Below are 17,536 nucleotides of genomic sequence, written 5' to 3' on the forward strand. Positions count from 1 at the left end.
TTGCCATGGAAGAAAAGCTTCGTTTTGCTATTCGCGAGGGTGGTCGTACTGTTGGTGCTGGTATCGTTTCTAAGATCATTGAGTAAGGAATGGTTATGAAAAACGTCTTTGTTGTAAGAGGCGTTTTGCGTGACAAGGAAATAAAAGAGCATGAACAGTCAAAATATCCGCATTCGCTTGAAAGCATTTGACCACAGAATTCTTGATGCGTCGACACGTGAGATTGTGTCGACTGCTAAGCGTACTGGTGCAAATGTCCGTGGTCCTATTCCGCTGCCAACGCGGATTGAGAAGTTTACAGTCAATCGTGGGCCGCACATCGATAAGAAGAGTCGTGAGCAGTTTGAAATGCGTACGCATAAGCGTCTTCTTGATATTGTTGATCCAACACCGCAAACAGTGGATGCGCTTATGAAGCTCGATCTTTCTGCTGGTGTGGATGTAGAGATTAAGCTCTGAGGTTTGAGGACAGAAGGAACAGACCCGATGCGTTCAGGTGTAATAGCACAGAAGCTGGGCATGACCCGTATTTATAATGAAGCTGGTGAGCATGTGCCGGTAACAGTACTTCGTTTGGAGAATTGTCAAGTTATTGCTCAGCGTACAGTTAAGAAGAATGGTTATACTGCTGTTCAATTAGGTGTAGGCTTTGCCAAGGTTAAGAATACTACCCAAGCTCTTCGTGGGCATTTTGCTAAGGCTTCGGTTGAGCCAAAAGCCAAAATAGCGGAGTTTCGTGTAAGTCCCGACAATCTTCTTGATGTCGGTACTGAGATTACAGTGGAACACTTTGTTCCAGGGCAGAGGGTTGATGTGACAGGTACGAGTATCGGTAAAGGTTTTGCTGGTGTTATGAAGCGGCATAATTTTGGTGGACATCGTGCTTCTCATGGTAACTCAATCACGCATCGTGCTCATGGTTCGACAGGACAGTGTCAGGATCCGGGTAAGGTGTTTAAAGGTAAAAAAATGGCTGGCCATATGGGACAGGTCCGTGTAACAACACAGAATATTGAGGTTGTTTCTACGGATGTTGAACGTGGTTTGCTTTTAGTGCGTGGTGCCGTTTCTGGCTCTAAGGGTGCTTGGATTTTGGTGCGGGATGCCGTAAAAAGACGTCTTCCTGATAATGCACCTAAGCCTGCTGGTATTCGCCATCTTGCGAAAGAAAAAACAGAAATGGTTGCTCCAGTGATGGAAACCTCTGAAACTGAGGGAGCCGAATGATGGATCTTATAGTTAAAACCCTTGATGGTAATGAAGCTGGTAAGTTAAAGGTTTCTGAGGGTATTTTTGGTCTTGTTCCGCGTGAAGATATTTTGCAACGTGTCATTCGTTGGCAGCTTGCGCGTCGTCAGCAGGGAACGCATCAATCACAGGGGCGGTCTGATGTGTCACGAACAGGGGCAAAGATGTTTAAACAAAAGGGTACTGGGCGTGCTCGACATTCATCTGCTCGTGTACCGCAGTTTCGAGGTGGTGGTAAGGCGCATGGTCCCGTTTTTCGTAGTCATGCATGCGATCTTCCTAAAAAAGTTCGTGCACTCGGAGTGCGTCTTGCATTGTCAGCAAAATTAAAGGCAAATGATTTAATTGTTGTTGATGATCTGAGCGTTAAGGATGCTAAAACAAAAATGCTTGCTTCCAGTTTTTCTAAGCTTGGATTCAATAATGCTCTCTTAGTTGGTAGCAAAGAGATTGATGTTAATTTTTCTCGTGCAGCATCTAATATTCCTAATATTGATGTTTTACCAATTCAGGGGATTAATGTTTATGATATTTTGCGTCGCAGCAAACTTGTTTTATCAAAAGCAGCTGTCGAGGCTCTTGAGGAGCGTTTTAAATGACAGATCTTCGCCATTATGATATAATTATTAGTCCAGTTATTTCTGAAAAGTCGACTATGATTTCTGAGTATAATCAAGTTGCTTTTAATGTTGCGCCGAAAGCAACAAAGCCTGAAATCAAAACTGCTGTTGAAGCGCTCTTTAGCGTTAAAGTGAAAGCAGTTAACACGATAGTCCGCAAGGGTAAAGTGAAACGTTTCAAAGGCATTGTTGGTCGGCAGAGTGATGTCAAAAAAGCGATCGTAACATTGGCCAGTGGTCAGTCTATCGATGTTTCGACAGGTCTTTAAAGAGGCTCGGAGATAAGAATAATGGCACTTAAGTACTTTAATCCTACTACACCCGGGCAGCGTCAACTTGTTATTGTGGAACGTTCTTGTCTTTATAAAGGTAAGCCTGTAAAAACCTTGACTGAAGGTTTATCATCAAAAGGTGGGCGTAATAATCGTGGTCGAGTTACTGCTCGTTTTCAGGGTGGTGGCCATAAACGTAGCTATCGGTTTGTTGATTTTAAGCGTCTTAAACATGATATGACTGCAAAAGTTGAGCGTTTGGAATATGATCCAAATCGAACTGCCTTTATTGCATTAATTCGCTATGAAGATGGACAATTAGCTTATATTATTGCACCACAGCGTCTTGCTGTTGGCGATTCGATTATAGCTGGTTTAAATGTTGATGTTAAGCCAGGGAATGCTATGCCACTTGATAATATGCCGGTGGGTACAATTATTCATAATGTTGAAATGAAACCGGGCAAGGGTGGTCAGATTGCTCGTTCAGCTGGTACTTATGCGCAGTTGGTTGGACGAGATCAAGGCATGGCCATTCTTCGACTGAATTCTGGAGAGCAGCGTTTGGTTTCTAGCAGCTGTTTTGCAACTGTTGGTGCTGTTTCAAATCCTGATCATGGGAATATTAATGATGGTAAAGCAGGTCGGTCACGTTGGCGTGGTAAACGCCCACATGTTCGTGGTGTTGCTATGAATCCAGTCGATCATCCACATGGTGGTGGTGAAGGTCGTACTTCAGGAGGGCGTCATCCAGTGTCTCCTTGGGGTAAACCTACAAAAGGGAAGCGTACGCGCTCCAGTAAAGCCACTGATAAGTTTATTATGCGTACGCGTCATCAGCGCAAGAAATAAGAGAGGTAGTCTGAGGTGGTTCGTTCAGTTTGGAAAGGTCCGTTTGTTGACGGCTATCTTCTTGGAAAAGCAGAAAAGGTCCGTGCAAGTGGGCGCAATGAGGTTATTAAAATATGGAGTCGTCGCTCCACCATTTTACCGCAATTTGTTGGCTTAACTTTTGGTGTTTACAACGGCAATAAGCATATTCCTGTTTCTGTTTCTGAAGAGATGGTTGGGCATAAGTTTGGTGAGTTCGCTCCCACCCGGACTTATTATGGGCATGGTGCAGACAAGAAAGCGAAGAGGAAGTAGGAATGGGAAAAGCTAAAGTTCCGCGCCAGCTTAAGGATAATGAAGCAAAAGCTGTCACACGGACGATTCGTGTTAGTCCGCAAAAGCTTAATTTGGTTGCTGCGATGATTCGTGGTAAAAAAGTGAATATGGCACTAGCTGATTTAACATTTTCACGTAAACGTATTGCTAGAACGGTGAAAAAAACTCTTGAATCAGCGATTGCAAATGCAGAGAATAACCACGACCTTGATATTGATTCGCTCATTGTTGCAGAAGCCTATGTTGGTAAGTCGATAGTGATGAAGCGTTTCCATGTTCGTGGACGTGGGCGTGCTAGTCGGATTGAACGTCCGTTTTCGCATCTTACTATTATTGTTCGTGAAGTTACCGAAAAAGTGGAGGCCGCATAATGGGTCAGAAGATCAATCCAATAGGACTTCGTCTTGGAGTTAATCGGACCTGGGATTCTCGTTGGTATGCTGATAGTGGTGAGTATGGACGTCTTCTTCATGAGGATTTAAAGATTCGCTTATATGTGCTTGAAGAGTTGAAACAAGCAGCTATCTCTAAGGTTGTTATCGAGCGTCCTCATAAGAAATGTCGTGTAACAATTCATTCGGCGCGTCCGGGCTTGATTATTGGTAAAAAAGGTGCTGATATCGAAAAGCTTCGTCGTAAGCTTTCAGAAATGACAAATGCTGAGACGTCATTGAATATTGTGGAAATTCGTAAGCCGGAAATTGATGCTACGATTATTGCACAATCTATCGCTCAGCAATTGGAGCGTCGTGTTGCTTTTCGGCGTGCAATGAAGCGGGCAGTTCAATCAGCTATGCGTCTTGGAGCAGAGGGAATTCGTATCAACTGTTCTGGTCGTCTTGGTGGTGCTGAAATTGCTCGTATGGAGTGGTATCGTGAAGGTCGTGTTCCGCTTCATACCTTGCGTTCTGATATTGATTACGGTACAGCAGAAGCTAAGACTGCTTATGGTATTTGTGGTGTTAAGGTGTGGGTCTTTAAGGGTGAGATTCTCGAGCATGATCCGATGGCTTCAGAACGTCGTGCTACGGAGGCTGATCATTCTGGTTCTTCATCGAATCGTCGCCGCGAAAGTGCTTAGTTTTTGTGATTGAACTAGAATTTGGAGTAGAGAGCAATGTTGCAGCCAAAGCGCACTAAGTTCCGTAAACAGTTCAAAGGCCGTATTCACGGTGTTTCGAAAAGTGGTACCGATTTGAATTTCGGTGCTTACGGTTTGAAGGCTGTTGAGCCGGAAAGAATTACTGCCCGCCAAATTGAGGCAGCGCGTCGTGCCATTACGCGTTATATGAAACGTTCTGGTCGTGTGTGGATTCGTATTTTTCCGGATCTTCCTGTCACATCTAAACCAACTGAAGTTCGTATGGGTAAGGGTAAGGGAAGCGTTGATTATTGGGCTACACGTGTTGCGCCTGGACGTGTCATGTTTGAGCTTGATGGAGTTCCTGAAGATATAGCGCGTGAAGCATTAAGATTAGGTGCTGCAAAATTGCCTATTAAAACGCGTTTCGTAAAGCGTATTGCTGAATAAAAGAGGTTAAGCGATGAGAGCCACAGAATTACGGGCGCAAACGCTCGACCAAATGAAAGATGAATTGGCTAAGTTAAAGAAAGAGCAGTTTAATTTGCGCTTTCAGAAGGCAACAGGTCAATTAGAAAAGACTGCACGTGTTAGGCAGGTTCGTCGTGATATTGCGCGTGTTAAAACTTTTCTTCGTCAGAAGATAAACGAAAGTAAGGTTTAAGGAAACAAGAGATGCCTAAACGCATTTTGCAGGGTGTTGTCGTTAGTGACAAGAGCGATAAGACTGTCGTTGTTAAAGTGGAGCGCCGTTATTCTCATCCACTTCTTAAAAAGACTGTTCGGCAATCTAAAAAGTATAAGGCGCATGACGAGAACAACCAGTTCAAGATTGGGGATCAAATTTCTATACAGGAATCTAAACCAATTTCGAAAGATAAACGTTGGATTGTTGTTAAAAGCAGTGTAGCGTAGTTCATTAGGTTTATTGTTGTAAAATTTGACAGTGGATTTATTTCTACTGGTAAATTTAGGGCAATAGATTTATCGTTATTTAGCAGGCAAATCCGGGGTGTTAGAGACATGACCGGATATAAATGTTAAGAGAAGGTGGCCAGTCATGATTCAGATGCAAACAAACCTCGACGTTGCCGATAATTCCGGTGCTCGTCGTGTCATGTGCATCAAGGTGTTAGGCGGTTCAAAGCGAAAATATGCTTCGGTCGGCGACATTATTGTTGTTTCGGTTAAGGATGCTATTCCTCGTGGCCGTGTTAAAAAAGGTGATGTGATGAAAGCTGTAGTGGTTCGTACTGCTAAAGATATTCGTCGCGCAGATGGTAGTGTTATTCGTTTTGATGGGAATGCTGCTGTTTTAGTGGATAATAAGAAAGAGCCGATCGGTACACGTATCTTTGGACCAGTTCCTCGCGAACTTCGTGGTAGGAATCATATGAAGATCATTTCCCTCGCTCCTGAAGTCTTATAAGGAGTGTGTGTTATGCAAAAGATTCGAAAAGGTGATAAAGTCGTTGTTTTATCTGGTAAGGATAAAGGATGTAGTGGTGAAGTAATTAGGGTGAATCCAAAGGAGAATAAGGCTTTTGTTCGTGGTGTTAATATGATTAAACGTCATCAGCGTCAAACACAAAAGCAAGAAGCTGGAATTGTTTCTAAGGAAGCTCCGATTCATCTCTCTAATTTGGCGATTGCTGACCCTAAAGATGGTAAGCCTACGCGTGTAGGTTTTCGTATGAATGCAGATGGTAATAAAGTTCGTTTTGCCAAGCGTTCGGGAGAATTGATTAATGGCTGAGGAAAAACAAACGCCACGTATGAAGGTGCATTATTTTGAAGTGGTTCGTAAAATCCTTCAAGAGAAATTTCATTACAAAAATGTGATGCAAATTCCGCGGGTTGATAAAATTGTAATTAATATGGGGATTGGTGAAGCAACTGCCGATTCTAAGAAGCCTTCTATTGCCGCTGAGGATTTAGGATTAATAACAGGTCAGAAAGCTGTTGTTACCCGTGCGCGTAATTCTATTGCGACCTTTAAGGTTCGTGAAGATATGCCACTTGGCGCTAAAGTTACATTGCGTAAAGATCGTATGTTTGAGTTTTTGGATCGTCTTGTTACGATTGCGCTTCCGCGGGTTCGTGACTTTCGTGGTCTGAATCCAAAAAGCTTTGATGGTCGTGGCAATTTTGCTATGGGTATTAAAGAGCACATTGTGTTTCCAGAAATCAACTATGACAAAGTTGATCAAATTTGGGGCATGGATATTATCGTTTGTACGACAGCAAAAACGGATGATGAGGCACGTGAGTTGTTGCGTGCTTTTCATTTCCCTTTTCGTTCGTAACGGCAAACGTAGCGAGGTAAGATTATGGCCAAAATAAGTGCCGTTGAAAAGAATAAGCGTCGTGAATTGATGGTAAAGCGTTATGCTGCGCGTCGTGCACGCTTGAAAGCAATAGTTATGGATCAGAAGGTTTCTCTCGAAGAGCGTTTTAAAGCTTCTGTTCAATTGGCAGAGTTGCCACGTAATTCTGCAAAAGTTCGCGTCCGTAATCGCTGTAAGGTTTCAGGGCGTCCACGGGCTTATTATCGTAAATTAAAAATGTCGCGAATTGCATTGCGTGAACTTGGTTCAGTGGGCCATATTCCAGGCATTGTTAAGTCGAGTTGGTAAGAGGAGATTATTTAATGTCTATATCAGATCCTCTTGGTGATATGCTTACGCGTATTCGTAATGCACTTGGTCGTAAAAAAAATAAAGTGGTTACACCTGCCTCTAAGCTTCGTGCACGTGTTCTTGATGTTCTTCAGTCTGAAGGTTATATTCGCGGATATAATCAAATCGATTTGGGTGATGGGAAGTCTGAAATTGAAATCGAGTTGAAATATTTTGAAGGATTAGCAGCTATTCGTGAAGTTTCACGAGTTTCAAAACCTGGTCGCCGTGTCTATGTTTCTGCTAAGTCGCTTCCTCAAGTGGCAAATGGTCTTGGTATTTCCATTTTATCAACTCCTAAGGGAGTTATGGCGGATCATGAGGCGCGTGAACAAAATGTCGGTGGAGAGCTCCTTTGTCGTGTTTTCTAATCAGTGTTAAGAAAACAGAAAAAATGTAGGTTAGAACAATGTCTCGTATTGGTAAAAAGCCCATTTCAATTCCTTCTGGGGTTACCGCAACTGTTGAAGGACAGCTGGTTAAGGCAAAAGGTCCGAAAGGTGAACTGAGCTACGTCGTTAATGATGAAGTTTTAGTGAAGTTTGAGGAAAGTTTTATATCCGTTTCACCACGGGATCAGTCAAAAGATGCACGCTCTAAATGGGGTATGTCGCGTTCAATGATTGAAAATATTTTTTGTGGTGTGAAAGATGGTTTTGAAAAGCGATTAGAGATCAACGGGGTTGGTTATCGTGCTGCTTTGCAAGGTAAGGATGTTCAGCTATCGTTGGGTTTTTCTCACGATGTGATTTATAAAGTCCCATCTGGGATTACTGTAACGATTCCTAAACCTACAGAAATTGTGATTTCTGGAATTGATAAACAGCAAGTTGGGCAAGTTGCAGCAGAAATTCGCGAATATCGTAGGCCTGAGCCTTACAAAGGTAAAGGCATTAAACATGCAGATGAGCGCATCTTTCGTAAAGAAGGTAAGAAGAAGTAAGGATTTTGTATTATGGTTTCATCTAAGGACATTATCCAACGTCGTGCGCGGCGTGTGCGACGGAGAATCAAAATGGTTTCTAGTGATCGTCCGCGGCTTAGCATTTATCGTTCAAATCAGAATATCTATGCGCAAATTATTGATGATTTACGTGGGTGTACACTTGTTTCGGCATCTACACTTGAGGGAGATTTAAAAAAAGTGTTAAAAAGTGGTGCCGATAAAGAGGCGGCTTTTGCCGTTGGTAAGTTAATTGCTGAGCGTGCAAAGCAAGCTGGTGTGAATCAGGTGGTTTTCGACCGTGGGGCATATGTTTACCATGGAAGAGTAAAAGCTTTGGCTGAAGCTGCTCGTGAAGGTGGTTTGAGTTTCTAAAATGCCTTATTTTATTTAATAAGGTAGTGGGGCTGTTTCGTATGAGTTCCTCTGGTTTATGATGGAACTTTATTGGCGTGCTTCCGGAAAAGAAAAAGGAATGAGGAATGGCACAAAAAGAACGTGGTGAGCGAGAAGAACGTGAAAATGAATTGGTCGATAGACTTGTTCATATCAATCGTGTCGCTAAAGTTGTAAAGGGTGGTCGACGTTTTGGTTTTGCCGCTCTTGTTGTTGTTGGAGATCAAAAAGGTCGTGTGGGTTTTGGCCATGGTAAAGCACGTGAAGTGCCAGAGGCTGTGCGTAAAGCTACAGAAGCAGCAAAGCGTGGAATGATTTATGTTCCGCTTCGCTCTGGACGTACATTGCATCATGATCTTGAAGGTCGTCACGGGGCTGGTCGTGTTTTGTTGCGTTCAGCTTCTGCTGGTACTGGTATTATTGCGGGTGGACCGATGCGTGCTATTTTTGAAACTCTTGGTATGCAAGATGTTGTTGCAAAATCGTTGGGGTCATCCAATCCTTATAATATGGTGCGTGCAACATTTGATGCTTTAGCGCATCAAATGCATCCTAGAGATATTGCAGCTCAACGTGGTATCAAATATTCAACTTTACAGGCACGTCGTCGGCATTTAGTCGATGTGGAAGGGTAGTTTCTGAGATTATCAGAAAAGGAATTAGAAAATGGTTCAGAAAAAATCTCAGAGTGGCAAAACTGTGACGGTAGAACAAGTTGGAAGTCCGATTCGGAATTCGCAGATTCAGCGTGCAACTTTAAAGGGTCTTGGATTAAATAAAATACGGAGACGGCGTGTTTTAGAAGATACACTTTGTGTGCGAGGTATGATTGCTCGTGTTCGGCATCTTGTTCGCGTTATAGATGAAGATTAAAGATTGCGGGAGTATAAAATATGAAACTCAATGAACTGCATGATCGCGAAGGTGCAACAAGAGATCGTAAACGTGTTGGACGTGGTATTGGTTCGGGTACTGGTAAGACTGGAGGTCGTGGTGTAAAGGGACAGAAATCACGTTCTGGTGTTTCACTTAATGGTTTTGAAGGTGGGCAAATGCCTATCTATCGTCGTTTGCCGAAACGTGGATTTAGGAACTTTTTTGCCAAAACTTACAATGAAGTTTCACTGGGACGTATTCAGTTGGCAGTTGATGCAGGGAAATTGAATATTGAAAAACCTATTGATATTATTGCCTTGAAAGAAGCTGATATTATTCGTCGTGTGAAGGATGGGGTGCGTCTTCTTTCTGGTGGTGAATTAAAAGCAAAAATTATCGTTCATGTTTCTGGTGCTTCTGAAGCTGCTCGTGTTAAGGTTGAAAAAGCTGGGGGGCAGGTTACTTTTCTTGAATCTACTCGGTGAGCTTATTTTGATATGAATGATATTCTAGGCAAGTTTTTATGCTTCCTTTAGAGTATCTTTTATGGAGAGTTGTTTGAGTTCTGCATTTTTTTATGTATAACGATATGGGTTTTAAAAGTTATATTTCTGTGCTTTAAAGAACTGGAGTGTGGATGGGAGAGGTTTTATGGCATCAGCAGCAGAGCAATTTGCTTCCAATATAAACTTTAGCACTTTTTCACGTGCAACTGAATTGAAAAAGCGCATTTGGTTTACCCTCGCGGCTCTTCTTGTTTATCGCTTTGGTACTTATATTTCCCTCCCCGGTATCAATATCGATTCTTTACGGCAAACATTTGAACATCACGCATCAGGTGTTTTGGGATTGTTTAATATGTTTGCTGGAGGTGCTGTTAGCCGCATGGCAATTTTCGCATTGGGAATTATGCCTTATATATCGGCATCAATTATTGTGCAGTTGCTAACTTCAGTTATCCCTTCGTTGGAAACTCTTAAAAAAGAAGGGGAACTCGGTCGTAAGATTATTAATCAGTATACTCGTTATGTAACGGTAGTGTTGGCAATCCTGCAGGCATTTGGTATCGCGGTTGCACTTGAATCTGGTATAGGAACAGGACTCCAAATTGTTGTGGAGCCGGGTCTTATGTTCCGTATTTCTTCTGTCATTACGCTTGTTGGCGGGACAATGTTTCTGATGTGGCTTGGTGAGCAAATTACGTCACGAGGTGTCGGTAATGGGGTTTCTCTTATTATTTTCACAGGTATTGTTGCTAATCTTCCTTCCACTTTTGCTCAACTTTTGACTGCTCATAGTCAGGCTGATTTATCAACTTTTTTATTAATAGGAATCGTTTTTATTGCAGTTTTTGTTATCGGAGTTATTGTTTTTGTAGAGCGTGCGCAACGGCGAATTCTTATTCAGTATCCGAAACGGCAAGTTGGTAATCAAATTTTTCAAGGTGATATGTCACATCTTCCTTTAAAGTTGAATACCGCTGGTGTTATTCCACCAATTTTTGCTTCATCTTTATTGTTGTTGCCTGCAACTGTTAATAATTTTTCTGACAAAATGCCCCAATGGGTTCAAGCTATCTCGTATTCGCTTGGTCATGGACAGCCCCTTTATATGATTGTTTATGCATTTTTGATGGCATTTTTTTGCTTTTTTTATACGGCTATTGTGTTTAATCCAAGTGATACAGCTGATCAATTAAAAAAGCATTCTGGTTTTATTCCTGGAATTCGTCCTGGTGAACGTACAGCTGAATATATTGATTATGTTTTGACGCGCATTACTGTTGTAGGAGCAATTTATATTATTTTAGTTTGTTTGCTCCCTGAATTTATGATCTCTGCACTACAGGTTCCTTTTTATCTTGGGGGAACGTCCTTGTTGATTGTTGTTACTGTGACACTTGATACAGTTGCTCAAATTCAGGGATATCTTGTTGCACACCAATATGAAGGATTGATTAAAAAGTCAAAACTTCGTGGAGGTAGAAGGAATCGATGAGAGTTATTCTTTTAGGACCTCCTGGAGCAGGAAAAGGTACACAAGCTAAAATGTTAGCTGAGGAGTATCGTATCCCTCAGTTATCGACCGGTGACATGTTGCGTGAAGTTATTACCAGAAAAACGGAAGTTGGCAAAAAAGCTAAAGCTATTATGAGCTCTGGTGCTTTGGTTTCCGATGACATTGTGAATCAAATTGTATCAGATCGGATTGATGAAAGTGATTGTGCAAACGGTTTTGTCTTGGATGGATATCCACGCACTGTGGGACAGGCAGAAGCATTGCAACAGATTTTGCAATCAAAAAATATGCAGCTTAATGCTGTTATCGAGTTGCGTATTGATGAAGGTGCGTTGATTGAGCGAATGAAGAAGCGCGTTGAGGAAACAATAGCAGCCGGTGAGCAGGTCCGTTCAGATGATAACCCTATTGCATTTGCAAAGCGATTAGTGGAATATCGTGAAAAAACAGTTCCCTTATCAAAATTTTATTCAAAGAAGGGGTTATTGAAGATAGTTGATGGAATGGTTGATATTACTGAGGTGTCACGTGCAATTAGAGAGCTTCTTCAATAAGGATTTTTTTTAGAAATAAATGAAAAGTGTTGACTTTTTCTACAAAATCTATCAAAAGAACTTTAATTTATTTCAGTGAAGTAATGGGATTCGGAATATGTTTATGCCGGATCGTTTTTTCTATAAGGTACATCAGGTATTTTATGGCTAATCGTCAATATAACCAAGGAGAATAGGCGTGGCTCGTATCGCTGGCGTCAATATCCCGACAAATAAGCGTGTAGTTATTGCGCTTCAGTATATCCACGGGATTGGACCAAAATTTGCCCAAGAAATTACTAAAAAGGTTGATATCCCCATGGGGCGTCGTGTGCATGAGCTTTCAGATGCAGAGGTATTGCAAATTCGCGAGGCGATAGATCAAGGCTATCAAGTTGAAGGGGATCTTCGCCGTGAGGTTGCTATGAATGTTAAGCGTTTGATGGACCTTGGTTGCTATCGTGGTTTGCGTCATCGCCGTTCTTTGCCTGTTCGTGGGCAGCGTACACATACGAATGCACGCACACGTAAGGGGCCAGCTAAGGCAATCGCTGGTAAGAAAAAATAAAATTCTTTTTTGAATAAAGGCTTTTATTTTTTTGGTATTCTGTTTCTTATTGAGTTTTTTTGATAAGAAAAAGAAGGTGGAGCTGCTGGTGTTACGGCAGTGAAGAGATCGTTGAAAGGAAGATTATGGCAAAGGAAGCCACACGTGTTCGTCGTCGTGAGCGCAAAAATATTTCATCAGGTGTTGTTCATATCAATTCAACATTTAACAATACAATGATTACGATTACTGATGTCCAAGGAAATGCCATTGCATGGTCGTCTGCTGGTGCTCAGGGGTTTAAAGGTTCGCGTAAATCTACACCTTTTGCTGCTCAGGTGGCTGCAGAAGATTGTGCTAGAAAAGCGCAGGAGCATGGTATGCGTTCGTTAGAAGTTGAGGTTTGTGGTCCTGGATCGGGGCGTGAGTCCGCTTTGCGTGCATTACAGTCTGTTGGTTTTGTTATTACTTCCATTCGTGATGTAACACCAATTCCTCATAATGGATGTCGTCCGCGAAAAAGACGGCGTGTTTAATTGGGTGTTTTTTTGTTGTCAGAGCTTTCTCTGATGTTCACATTGGCCGTTACGATTGAATGGTAGCGGAACTAAAGAACGGGAATAAAAATATGATCCAGAAAAACTGGCAGGAACTGATTAAACCCAATAAGGTTGAGTTTTGTGTACATGATAATCCAAATACTTTAAGCGTGATTGCGGAACCTCTTGAACGTGGTTTTGGCTTAACGTTAGGGAATGCACTTCGTCGTGTGTTATTGTCATCACTTCGTGGTGCTGCGATTACTGCTGTGCAGATTGATGGTGTGTTACATGAATTTTCGTCAATTCCAGGTGTTCGTGAAGATGTGACAGATATTATTCTTAATATCAAAGAAATTGCACTTCGTATGGAAGAAGAGGGACCTAAACGTGTTGTCATTTGTAAAGAGGGTCCTGGTGTTGTAAAAGCTGGAGATATCAATACTGTTGGAGATATGGAAATTCTGAATCCAGAGCATGTTATTTGCACTCTTGATGAAGATGCTGAGATTCGTATGGAATTTATTGTCAATACAGGGAAAGGTTATGTTCCTTCTGATCGTAATTGTGTTGATGATGCACGAATAGGTCTTATTCCAGTTGACAGTCTTTATTCACCAATTCGTAAAGTATCTTATAAAGTAGAGAATACGCGTGAAGGTCAAGTGCTGGATTATGATAAGTTAACGCTCACTATTGAAACGAATGGTGCTGTTAATGGAGAAGATGCGGTTGCTTTTGCCGCACGTATTCTTCAGGACCAATTATCATTATTTGTTAATTTTGAGGAACCGCAGAAGGAAGTTATTGAAGAAGCTGATTCGGAGCTTGCTTTTAATCCTGCACTTCTCAAGAAAGTCGATGAGTTAGAACTTTCGGTCCGTTCTGCAAATTGTCTTAAAAATGATAATATTGTCTATATTGGTGATCTTATCCAAAAAACAGAAGCTGAAATGCTTCGGACACCGAATTTTGGACGGAAGTCGTTAAACGAGATTAAAGAAGTTTTGGCATGTATGGGATTGCATCTTGGTATGGAAATTTCTGCATGGCCGCCCGAAAATATTGGTGATCTTGCTAAACGTTATGAAGATCAGTATTAAAATTTAAAATTTGAAATTTAAGGAGAAGACTCATGCGCCATAGTAAGTCAGGTCGCAAGTTGAACCGGACTGTCAGTCACCGTAAAGCGATGTTTGCTAACATGGCGGTTTCGCTGATTGAGCATGAGCAGATTGTGACGACCCTTCCAAAGGCTAAAGAAATTCGTCCGATTGTTGAAAAGCTCGTTACACTCGGTAAGCGTGGAGGTTTGCATGCACGTCGGCAAGCAATTGCAGCGCTTCGTGATTCCGGTAAAGTTGCAAAATTGTTCGATACACTTGCGTCGCGTTATGCATCGCGCAAAGGTGGGTATTTGCGTATTATGAAAGCAGGGTTTCGTGCCGGTGATAATGCACCCATGGCTGTTATAGAGTTTGTTGATCGGGATGTTGATGCGAAGGGCGCTGTAGATCGTGTACGCACGGAAAGTGCTGCAAATGAAAAAGAAGCTTCTTCATAAAGATAATATATTTTCTTTCTGTTAAGTTTTAAAGAGCCGCCTTTTAAGGGCGGTTTTTGTATGAGTCTTTCTGAATTTGTTTTTCTTAAAGAATAAATACAGGATGAAGATTATAAAATATTGAATTATTTTGTTTTTATAATATTTACTGTTCAAATAGTTGTTTTTCTTCTTTATTGTAAATATTAATAAAAACTCTTAACTTATTGAGAATGAGAGGAATCCTTATCTTATTAATATATAAGAGTGGTTTATTTTTTTAGGAGTGCGTTATGAAGTATTCTCTTTTGATGGGGCTTTTTTTTGCTATTATGACACAGACATCTTTTCGTTACGCGTGTGCTCAAATTCCTCAAACACAAAAAGAAATCACTCTTTCATTTGCTCCTTTAGTTAAAAAGACTATTCCGTCTGTTGTAAATATTTATGCAGCGCGACAAATCAGAGCGCGTTCACCTTTTGAAGGAGATCCATTTTTTGAGCAATTTTTTGGTCGCTTCCAAAATAATCGTCCCTTGCGTAGACAATCATCATTGGGGTCAGGGGTGATTGTTGATGCACATGGTTTGATTGTTACCAATTACCACGTTATTAAGGATGCAGATGAAATTAAAGTTGCTCTTTCTGATGGACGAGAGTTTGAAAGTAAGGTTAAGTTAAGAGATGAGGAAACAGATATTGCTGTTCTTGAAATTGATGCAAAAGGTGCACAATTTCCTATTCTTTCTTTGGGAGATTCTGATGCCGTTGAAGTTGGTGATCTTGTCTTAGCAATTGGGAATCCTTTTGGTGTTGGTCAAACAGTTACAAGTGGTATTGTTTCAGCGCAAGCACGTACACGGGTTGGTATTTCTGATTTTGACTTTTTTATTCAAACAGATGCTGCTATTAATCCAGGGAATTCTGGTGGAGCTTTAATTGATATGAAAGGGCAGTTGATCGGGATTAATACGGCTATCTATTCGCGTTCAGGTGGTTCTGTAGGGATTGGTTTTGCTATTCCATCAAATCTTGTAAAAGTGATGCTTGATACTGTTAAACGTGGTGGAAAATATTTTGTACCACCTTATATTGGTGTATCTTTTCAAAATGTTACACCTGATATTGCCGGTGGTTTAGGTTTAGAACGCCCCTATGGTGCTCTTATTATTGAAGTTATCAAAAATAGTCCTGCTGGGAAAGCTGGTCTGAAGGTAGGTGATGTTATTTTGAGTGTGCAGGGAGTGCGTGTTGATAGTCCAGATGGTCTTGGATATCGTTTGATGACAGCTGGTATTGGAGATAATCTTGTTTTAGAATATTTACGAAGTGGAAGGATTTTAAAAACACAAATAACTGTTTCATCAATACCGGAATCTGCATTTTTGAAATCCGAAAAAATTATTGGTGAAAGCCCTCTTGCTGGTGCTGAAATATTGGATTTAACACCACAAAATAGTCGACGTTTTCGTCTTCCTCTCTCTGCACGAGGTGTTGTGATTTCCAATCTTGATGAAATGAGCAATGCTGCTGGAATTTTTCGCCCAGGAGATATCTTGCGTGTTGTTAATGGCCATAAGATCCAAACAGTTGGTCAGTTGAAAAAGATTTTGATGCAAGGCCACCCAAATATTTGGCAATTAGAATATGAACGTGATGGTATGTATATTCGCCAGTTTATTCGCTGAGGTTTTTTTTGAATAAAGATTTTTTTACTTCGTCTTTTGATCACCAAGTTCATAAAAAACAACCACTTGCAGAAAGAATGCGTCCTCATTCTCTTCATGATGTTATAGGACAAAATCATTTGGTTGGAGAAAAGGGATTGCTTTCACGTATGCTGGAAGCCGGTTCAATGCATTCTATGATTTTTTGGGGACCTCCAGGGACAGGAAAAACAACGGTTGCACGCTTGTTAGCCATTGAAACAAATTTCGCTTTTGAGCAAATTTCTGCTATTTTTACTGGGGTTTCTGAACTTAAAAAAATTTTTGAAGGTGCTCAGGCTCGTTTTATGTCTGGAGTCCAGACGCTTTTGTTCGTCGACGAAATTCATCGATTTAATCGTGCGCAGCAGGATAGTTTTCTTCCTGTTATGGAAGATGGTACTATTATCCTTATAGGGGCAACAACGGAAAATCCTTCATTTGAACTTAATGCAGCGCTTCTTTCTCGTGCACGTGTTTTGACATTTCTTTCACATGACAATGAAAGTTTGCGTATGCTCTTGAAACGTGCAGAGGAAGTGGAAGGAAAACTTCTTCCTTTGGATGATGAGGCCAGAGATGTTTTGATCGGGATGTCTGATGGTGATGCACGAGCAGCGTTAACATTGGCAGAGGAAGTTTGGTGTACGTCGCAACCAGGGGAGATATTTGATGCTGTTGCGTTACAAAAAATCATTCAACGTCGTGCTCCAATTTATGATAAAGGGCGAGAAGGTCACTATAATCTCATTTCAGCATTGCATAAATCCGTTCGTGGATCTGATCCTGATGCTGCACTTTATTACTTAGCACGCATGTTTGATGCTGGTGAAGATCCTCTCTATATTGGGCGAAGATTGGTGCGTATGGCTGTTGAAGATGTTGGTTTGGCAGATCCGCAAGCTCTTGTCGTTTGTAATGCTGCTAAGGATGCTTATGATTATTTGGGATCACCAGAGGGAGAGTTAGCTTTGGCGCAAGCATGTCTTTATGTTGCGACTGCACCAAAATCAAATGCAATATATCTCGCGTATAAAGCAGCACTGCATTGTGTACGTAAAAACGGTTCTTTGCCTCCCCCTAAACACATCCTTAATGCGCCTACAAAATTTATGAAGGAAGAAGGGTATGGACATGGTTATCGTTATGATCATGATGAACCAGATGCTTTTTCAGGACAGGAATATTTTCCTGAAAAACTTGGGCGTCAGAGCTATTATAAACCACGAGAGCGTGGTTTTGAACGTGAGATTGCGAAGCGTCTTGAGTGGTGGAAGAAATTGCGCCAAAAACGGGCTCATCAGAAATAAAATTTAAATTGTTTCTTTTCTAGAGCAGAGATATAACTATACTAGGCTTTCCCCTTTA

General features: G+C 41.3%; 30 protein-coding genes. All 30 read left to right on the plus strand.

From position 1 onward, the window contains the following. The coding region (locus J7R10_RS04635; RefSeq protein WP_483416251.1) for an EF-Tu C-terminal domain-related protein at window positions 1-86 on the plus strand (86 nt) is incomplete at its 5' end. 64 nt (window positions 87-150) lie between these two features. Further along, on the plus strand, window positions 151-459 hold the full coding sequence (gene rpsJ / locus J7R10_RS04640; RefSeq protein WP_004855744.1) for a 30S ribosomal protein S10: 309 nt from the start codon (window positions 151-153) through the stop codon (window positions 457-459). 27 nt (window positions 460-486) lie between these two features. After that, complete coding sequence (gene rplC / locus J7R10_RS04645; RefSeq protein WP_010705106.1) at window positions 487-1,227, plus strand: 50S ribosomal protein L3; 741 nt, start codon at window positions 487-489, stop codon at window positions 1,225-1,227. Continuing rightward, entirely contained in the window at window positions 1,227-1,847 is a 621-nt protein-coding gene (gene rplD, locus J7R10_RS04650) for a 50S ribosomal protein L4 (protein ID WP_026501320.1), read from the plus strand. The genes rplC and rplD overlap by 1 nt, the downstream gene beginning before the upstream one ends. Beyond that, a complete protein-coding gene (locus J7R10_RS04655) occupies window positions 1,844-2,137 on the plus strand; it encodes a 50S ribosomal protein L23 (protein ID WP_010705108.1) in 294 nt (97 codons plus the stop codon). The genes rplD and J7R10_RS04655 overlap by 4 nt, the downstream gene beginning before the upstream one ends. A 21-nt stretch (window positions 2,138-2,158) precedes the next feature. Further along, a complete protein-coding gene (gene rplB, locus J7R10_RS04660; protein ID WP_010705109.1) occupies window positions 2,159-2,992 on the plus strand; it encodes a 50S ribosomal protein L2 in 834 nt (277 codons plus the stop codon). Between the two features lie 15 nt (window positions 2,993-3,007). Continuing rightward, window positions 3,008-3,286, plus strand: a complete 279-nt coding sequence (gene rpsS, locus J7R10_RS04665; protein ID WP_004855734.1) for a 30S ribosomal protein S19 — start codon at window positions 3,008-3,010, stop codon at window positions 3,284-3,286. Window positions 3,287-3,288: 2 nt separating this feature from the next. Continuing rightward, window positions 3,289-3,678: a 50S ribosomal protein L22 gene (gene rplV / locus J7R10_RS04670; RefSeq protein WP_010705110.1), complete on the plus strand. Its 390-nt coding sequence runs from the start codon at window positions 3,289-3,291 to the stop codon at window positions 3,676-3,678. After that, on the plus strand, window positions 3,678-4,388 hold the full coding sequence (gene rpsC / locus J7R10_RS04675; RefSeq protein ID WP_010705111.1) for a 30S ribosomal protein S3: 711 nt from the start codon (window positions 3,678-3,680) through the stop codon (window positions 4,386-4,388). Before rplV ends, rpsC begins: the two co-directional genes overlap by 1 nt. Before the next feature lie 36 nt (window positions 4,389-4,424). Next, window positions 4,425-4,838 (plus strand): 50S ribosomal protein L16, encoded by a 414-nt coding sequence (gene rplP / locus J7R10_RS04680; RefSeq protein WP_010705112.1) that lies wholly within the window; start codon window positions 4,425-4,427, stop codon window positions 4,836-4,838. 13 nt (window positions 4,839-4,851) lie between these two features. Further along, window positions 4,852-5,052, plus strand: a complete 201-nt coding sequence (gene rpmC, locus J7R10_RS04685; RefSeq protein ID WP_010705113.1) for a 50S ribosomal protein L29 — start codon at window positions 4,852-4,854, stop codon at window positions 5,050-5,052. Window positions 5,053-5,063: 11 nt separating this feature from the next. Next, window positions 5,064-5,303 carry a 30S ribosomal protein S17 gene (gene rpsQ, locus J7R10_RS04690; RefSeq protein WP_010705114.1) on the plus strand — a complete coding sequence of 80 codons (240 nt, stop codon included), beginning with the start codon at window positions 5,064-5,066 and terminating at the stop codon, window positions 5,301-5,303. Between the two features lie 145 nt (window positions 5,304-5,448). Continuing rightward, complete coding sequence (gene rplN, locus J7R10_RS04695) at window positions 5,449-5,817, plus strand: 50S ribosomal protein L14 (protein WP_004859184.1); 369 nt, start codon at window positions 5,449-5,451, stop codon at window positions 5,815-5,817. Window positions 5,818-5,829: 12 nt separating this feature from the next. After that, window positions 5,830-6,144 (plus strand): 50S ribosomal protein L24, encoded by a 315-nt coding sequence (gene rplX, locus J7R10_RS04700; protein ID WP_010705115.1) that lies wholly within the window; start codon window positions 5,830-5,832, stop codon window positions 6,142-6,144. After that, entirely contained in the window at window positions 6,137-6,694 is a 558-nt protein-coding gene (gene rplE / locus J7R10_RS04705; protein ID WP_010705116.1) for a 50S ribosomal protein L5, read from the plus strand. Before rplX ends, rplE begins: the two co-directional genes overlap by 8 nt. A 24-nt stretch (window positions 6,695-6,718) precedes the next feature. After that, entirely contained in the window at window positions 6,719-7,024 is a 306-nt protein-coding gene (gene rpsN / locus J7R10_RS04710) for a 30S ribosomal protein S14 (RefSeq protein ID WP_010705117.1), read from the plus strand. Between the two features lie 14 nt (window positions 7,025-7,038). Next, on the plus strand, window positions 7,039-7,437 hold the full coding sequence (gene rpsH, locus J7R10_RS04715; RefSeq protein WP_010705118.1) for a 30S ribosomal protein S8: 399 nt from the start codon (window positions 7,039-7,041) through the stop codon (window positions 7,435-7,437). Between the two features lie 38 nt (window positions 7,438-7,475). Beyond that, window positions 7,476-8,009: a 50S ribosomal protein L6 gene (rplF, locus tag J7R10_RS04720; RefSeq protein ID WP_010705119.1), complete on the plus strand. Its 534-nt coding sequence runs from the start codon at window positions 7,476-7,478 to the stop codon at window positions 8,007-8,009. A gap of 12 nt (window positions 8,010-8,021) precedes the next feature. Continuing rightward, window positions 8,022-8,384 carry a 50S ribosomal protein L18 gene (gene rplR, locus J7R10_RS04725; protein ID WP_010705120.1) on the plus strand — a complete coding sequence of 121 codons (363 nt, stop codon included), beginning with the start codon at window positions 8,022-8,024 and terminating at the stop codon, window positions 8,382-8,384. Between the two features lie 107 nt (window positions 8,385-8,491). Then, entirely contained in the window at window positions 8,492-9,040 is a 549-nt protein-coding gene (rpsE, locus tag J7R10_RS04730) for a 30S ribosomal protein S5 (protein WP_010705121.1), read from the plus strand. 31 nt (window positions 9,041-9,071) lie between these two features. After that, complete coding sequence (gene rpmD, locus J7R10_RS04735) at window positions 9,072-9,278, plus strand: 50S ribosomal protein L30 (RefSeq protein WP_010705122.1); 207 nt, start codon at window positions 9,072-9,074, stop codon at window positions 9,276-9,278. A 20-nt stretch (window positions 9,279-9,298) separates the two neighbouring features. After that, window positions 9,299-9,766 (plus strand): 50S ribosomal protein L15, encoded by a 468-nt coding sequence (rplO, locus tag J7R10_RS04740; RefSeq protein ID WP_010705123.1) that lies wholly within the window; start codon window positions 9,299-9,301, stop codon window positions 9,764-9,766. A gap of 166 nt (window positions 9,767-9,932) precedes the next feature. Beyond that, window positions 9,933-11,279, plus strand: a complete 1,347-nt coding sequence (gene secY / locus J7R10_RS04745) for a preprotein translocase subunit SecY (protein ID WP_010705124.1) — start codon at window positions 9,933-9,935, stop codon at window positions 11,277-11,279. Further along, window positions 11,276-11,854 carry an adenylate kinase gene (locus J7R10_RS04750; protein WP_010705125.1) on the plus strand — a complete coding sequence of 193 codons (579 nt, stop codon included), beginning with the start codon at window positions 11,276-11,278 and terminating at the stop codon, window positions 11,852-11,854. Before secY ends, J7R10_RS04750 begins: the two co-directional genes overlap by 4 nt. A gap of 178 nt (window positions 11,855-12,032) precedes the next feature. Beyond that, window positions 12,033-12,401: a 30S ribosomal protein S13 gene (gene rpsM / locus J7R10_RS04755; RefSeq protein ID WP_010705126.1), complete on the plus strand. Its 369-nt coding sequence runs from the start codon at window positions 12,033-12,035 to the stop codon at window positions 12,399-12,401. Between the two features lie 125 nt (window positions 12,402-12,526). Beyond that, window positions 12,527-12,916, plus strand: coding sequence for a 30S ribosomal protein S11 (rpsK, locus tag J7R10_RS04760; RefSeq protein ID WP_010705127.1), 390 nt, complete (start codon window positions 12,527-12,529; stop codon window positions 12,914-12,916). A 92-nt stretch (window positions 12,917-13,008) separates the two neighbouring features. Continuing rightward, on the plus strand, window positions 13,009-14,022 hold the full coding sequence (locus J7R10_RS04765; protein WP_010705128.1) for a DNA-directed RNA polymerase subunit alpha: 1,014 nt from the start codon (window positions 13,009-13,011) through the stop codon (window positions 14,020-14,022). 32 nt (window positions 14,023-14,054) lie between these two features. Then, window positions 14,055-14,483: a 50S ribosomal protein L17 gene (gene rplQ, locus J7R10_RS04770; protein ID WP_010705129.1), complete on the plus strand. Its 429-nt coding sequence runs from the start codon at window positions 14,055-14,057 to the stop codon at window positions 14,481-14,483. Between the two features lie 272 nt (window positions 14,484-14,755). After that, the gene (locus J7R10_RS04775) at window positions 14,756-16,150 is read left to right on the plus strand and encodes a DegQ family serine endoprotease (protein ID WP_010705130.1); all 1,395 of its coding nucleotides are present in this window, start codon (window positions 14,756-14,758) and stop codon (window positions 16,148-16,150) included. An 8-nt stretch (window positions 16,151-16,158) separates the two neighbouring features. Further along, entirely contained in the window at window positions 16,159-17,478 is a 1,320-nt protein-coding gene (locus J7R10_RS04780) for a replication-associated recombination protein A (RefSeq protein WP_010705131.1), read from the plus strand. Window positions 17,479-17,536 lie beyond the last annotated feature (58 nt).

The organism is Bartonella vinsonii subsp. berkhoffii ATCC 51672 (assembly GCF_902825225.1).
GTDB lineage: Bacteria > Pseudomonadota > Alphaproteobacteria > Rhizobiales > Rhizobiaceae > Bartonella > Bartonella berkhoffii.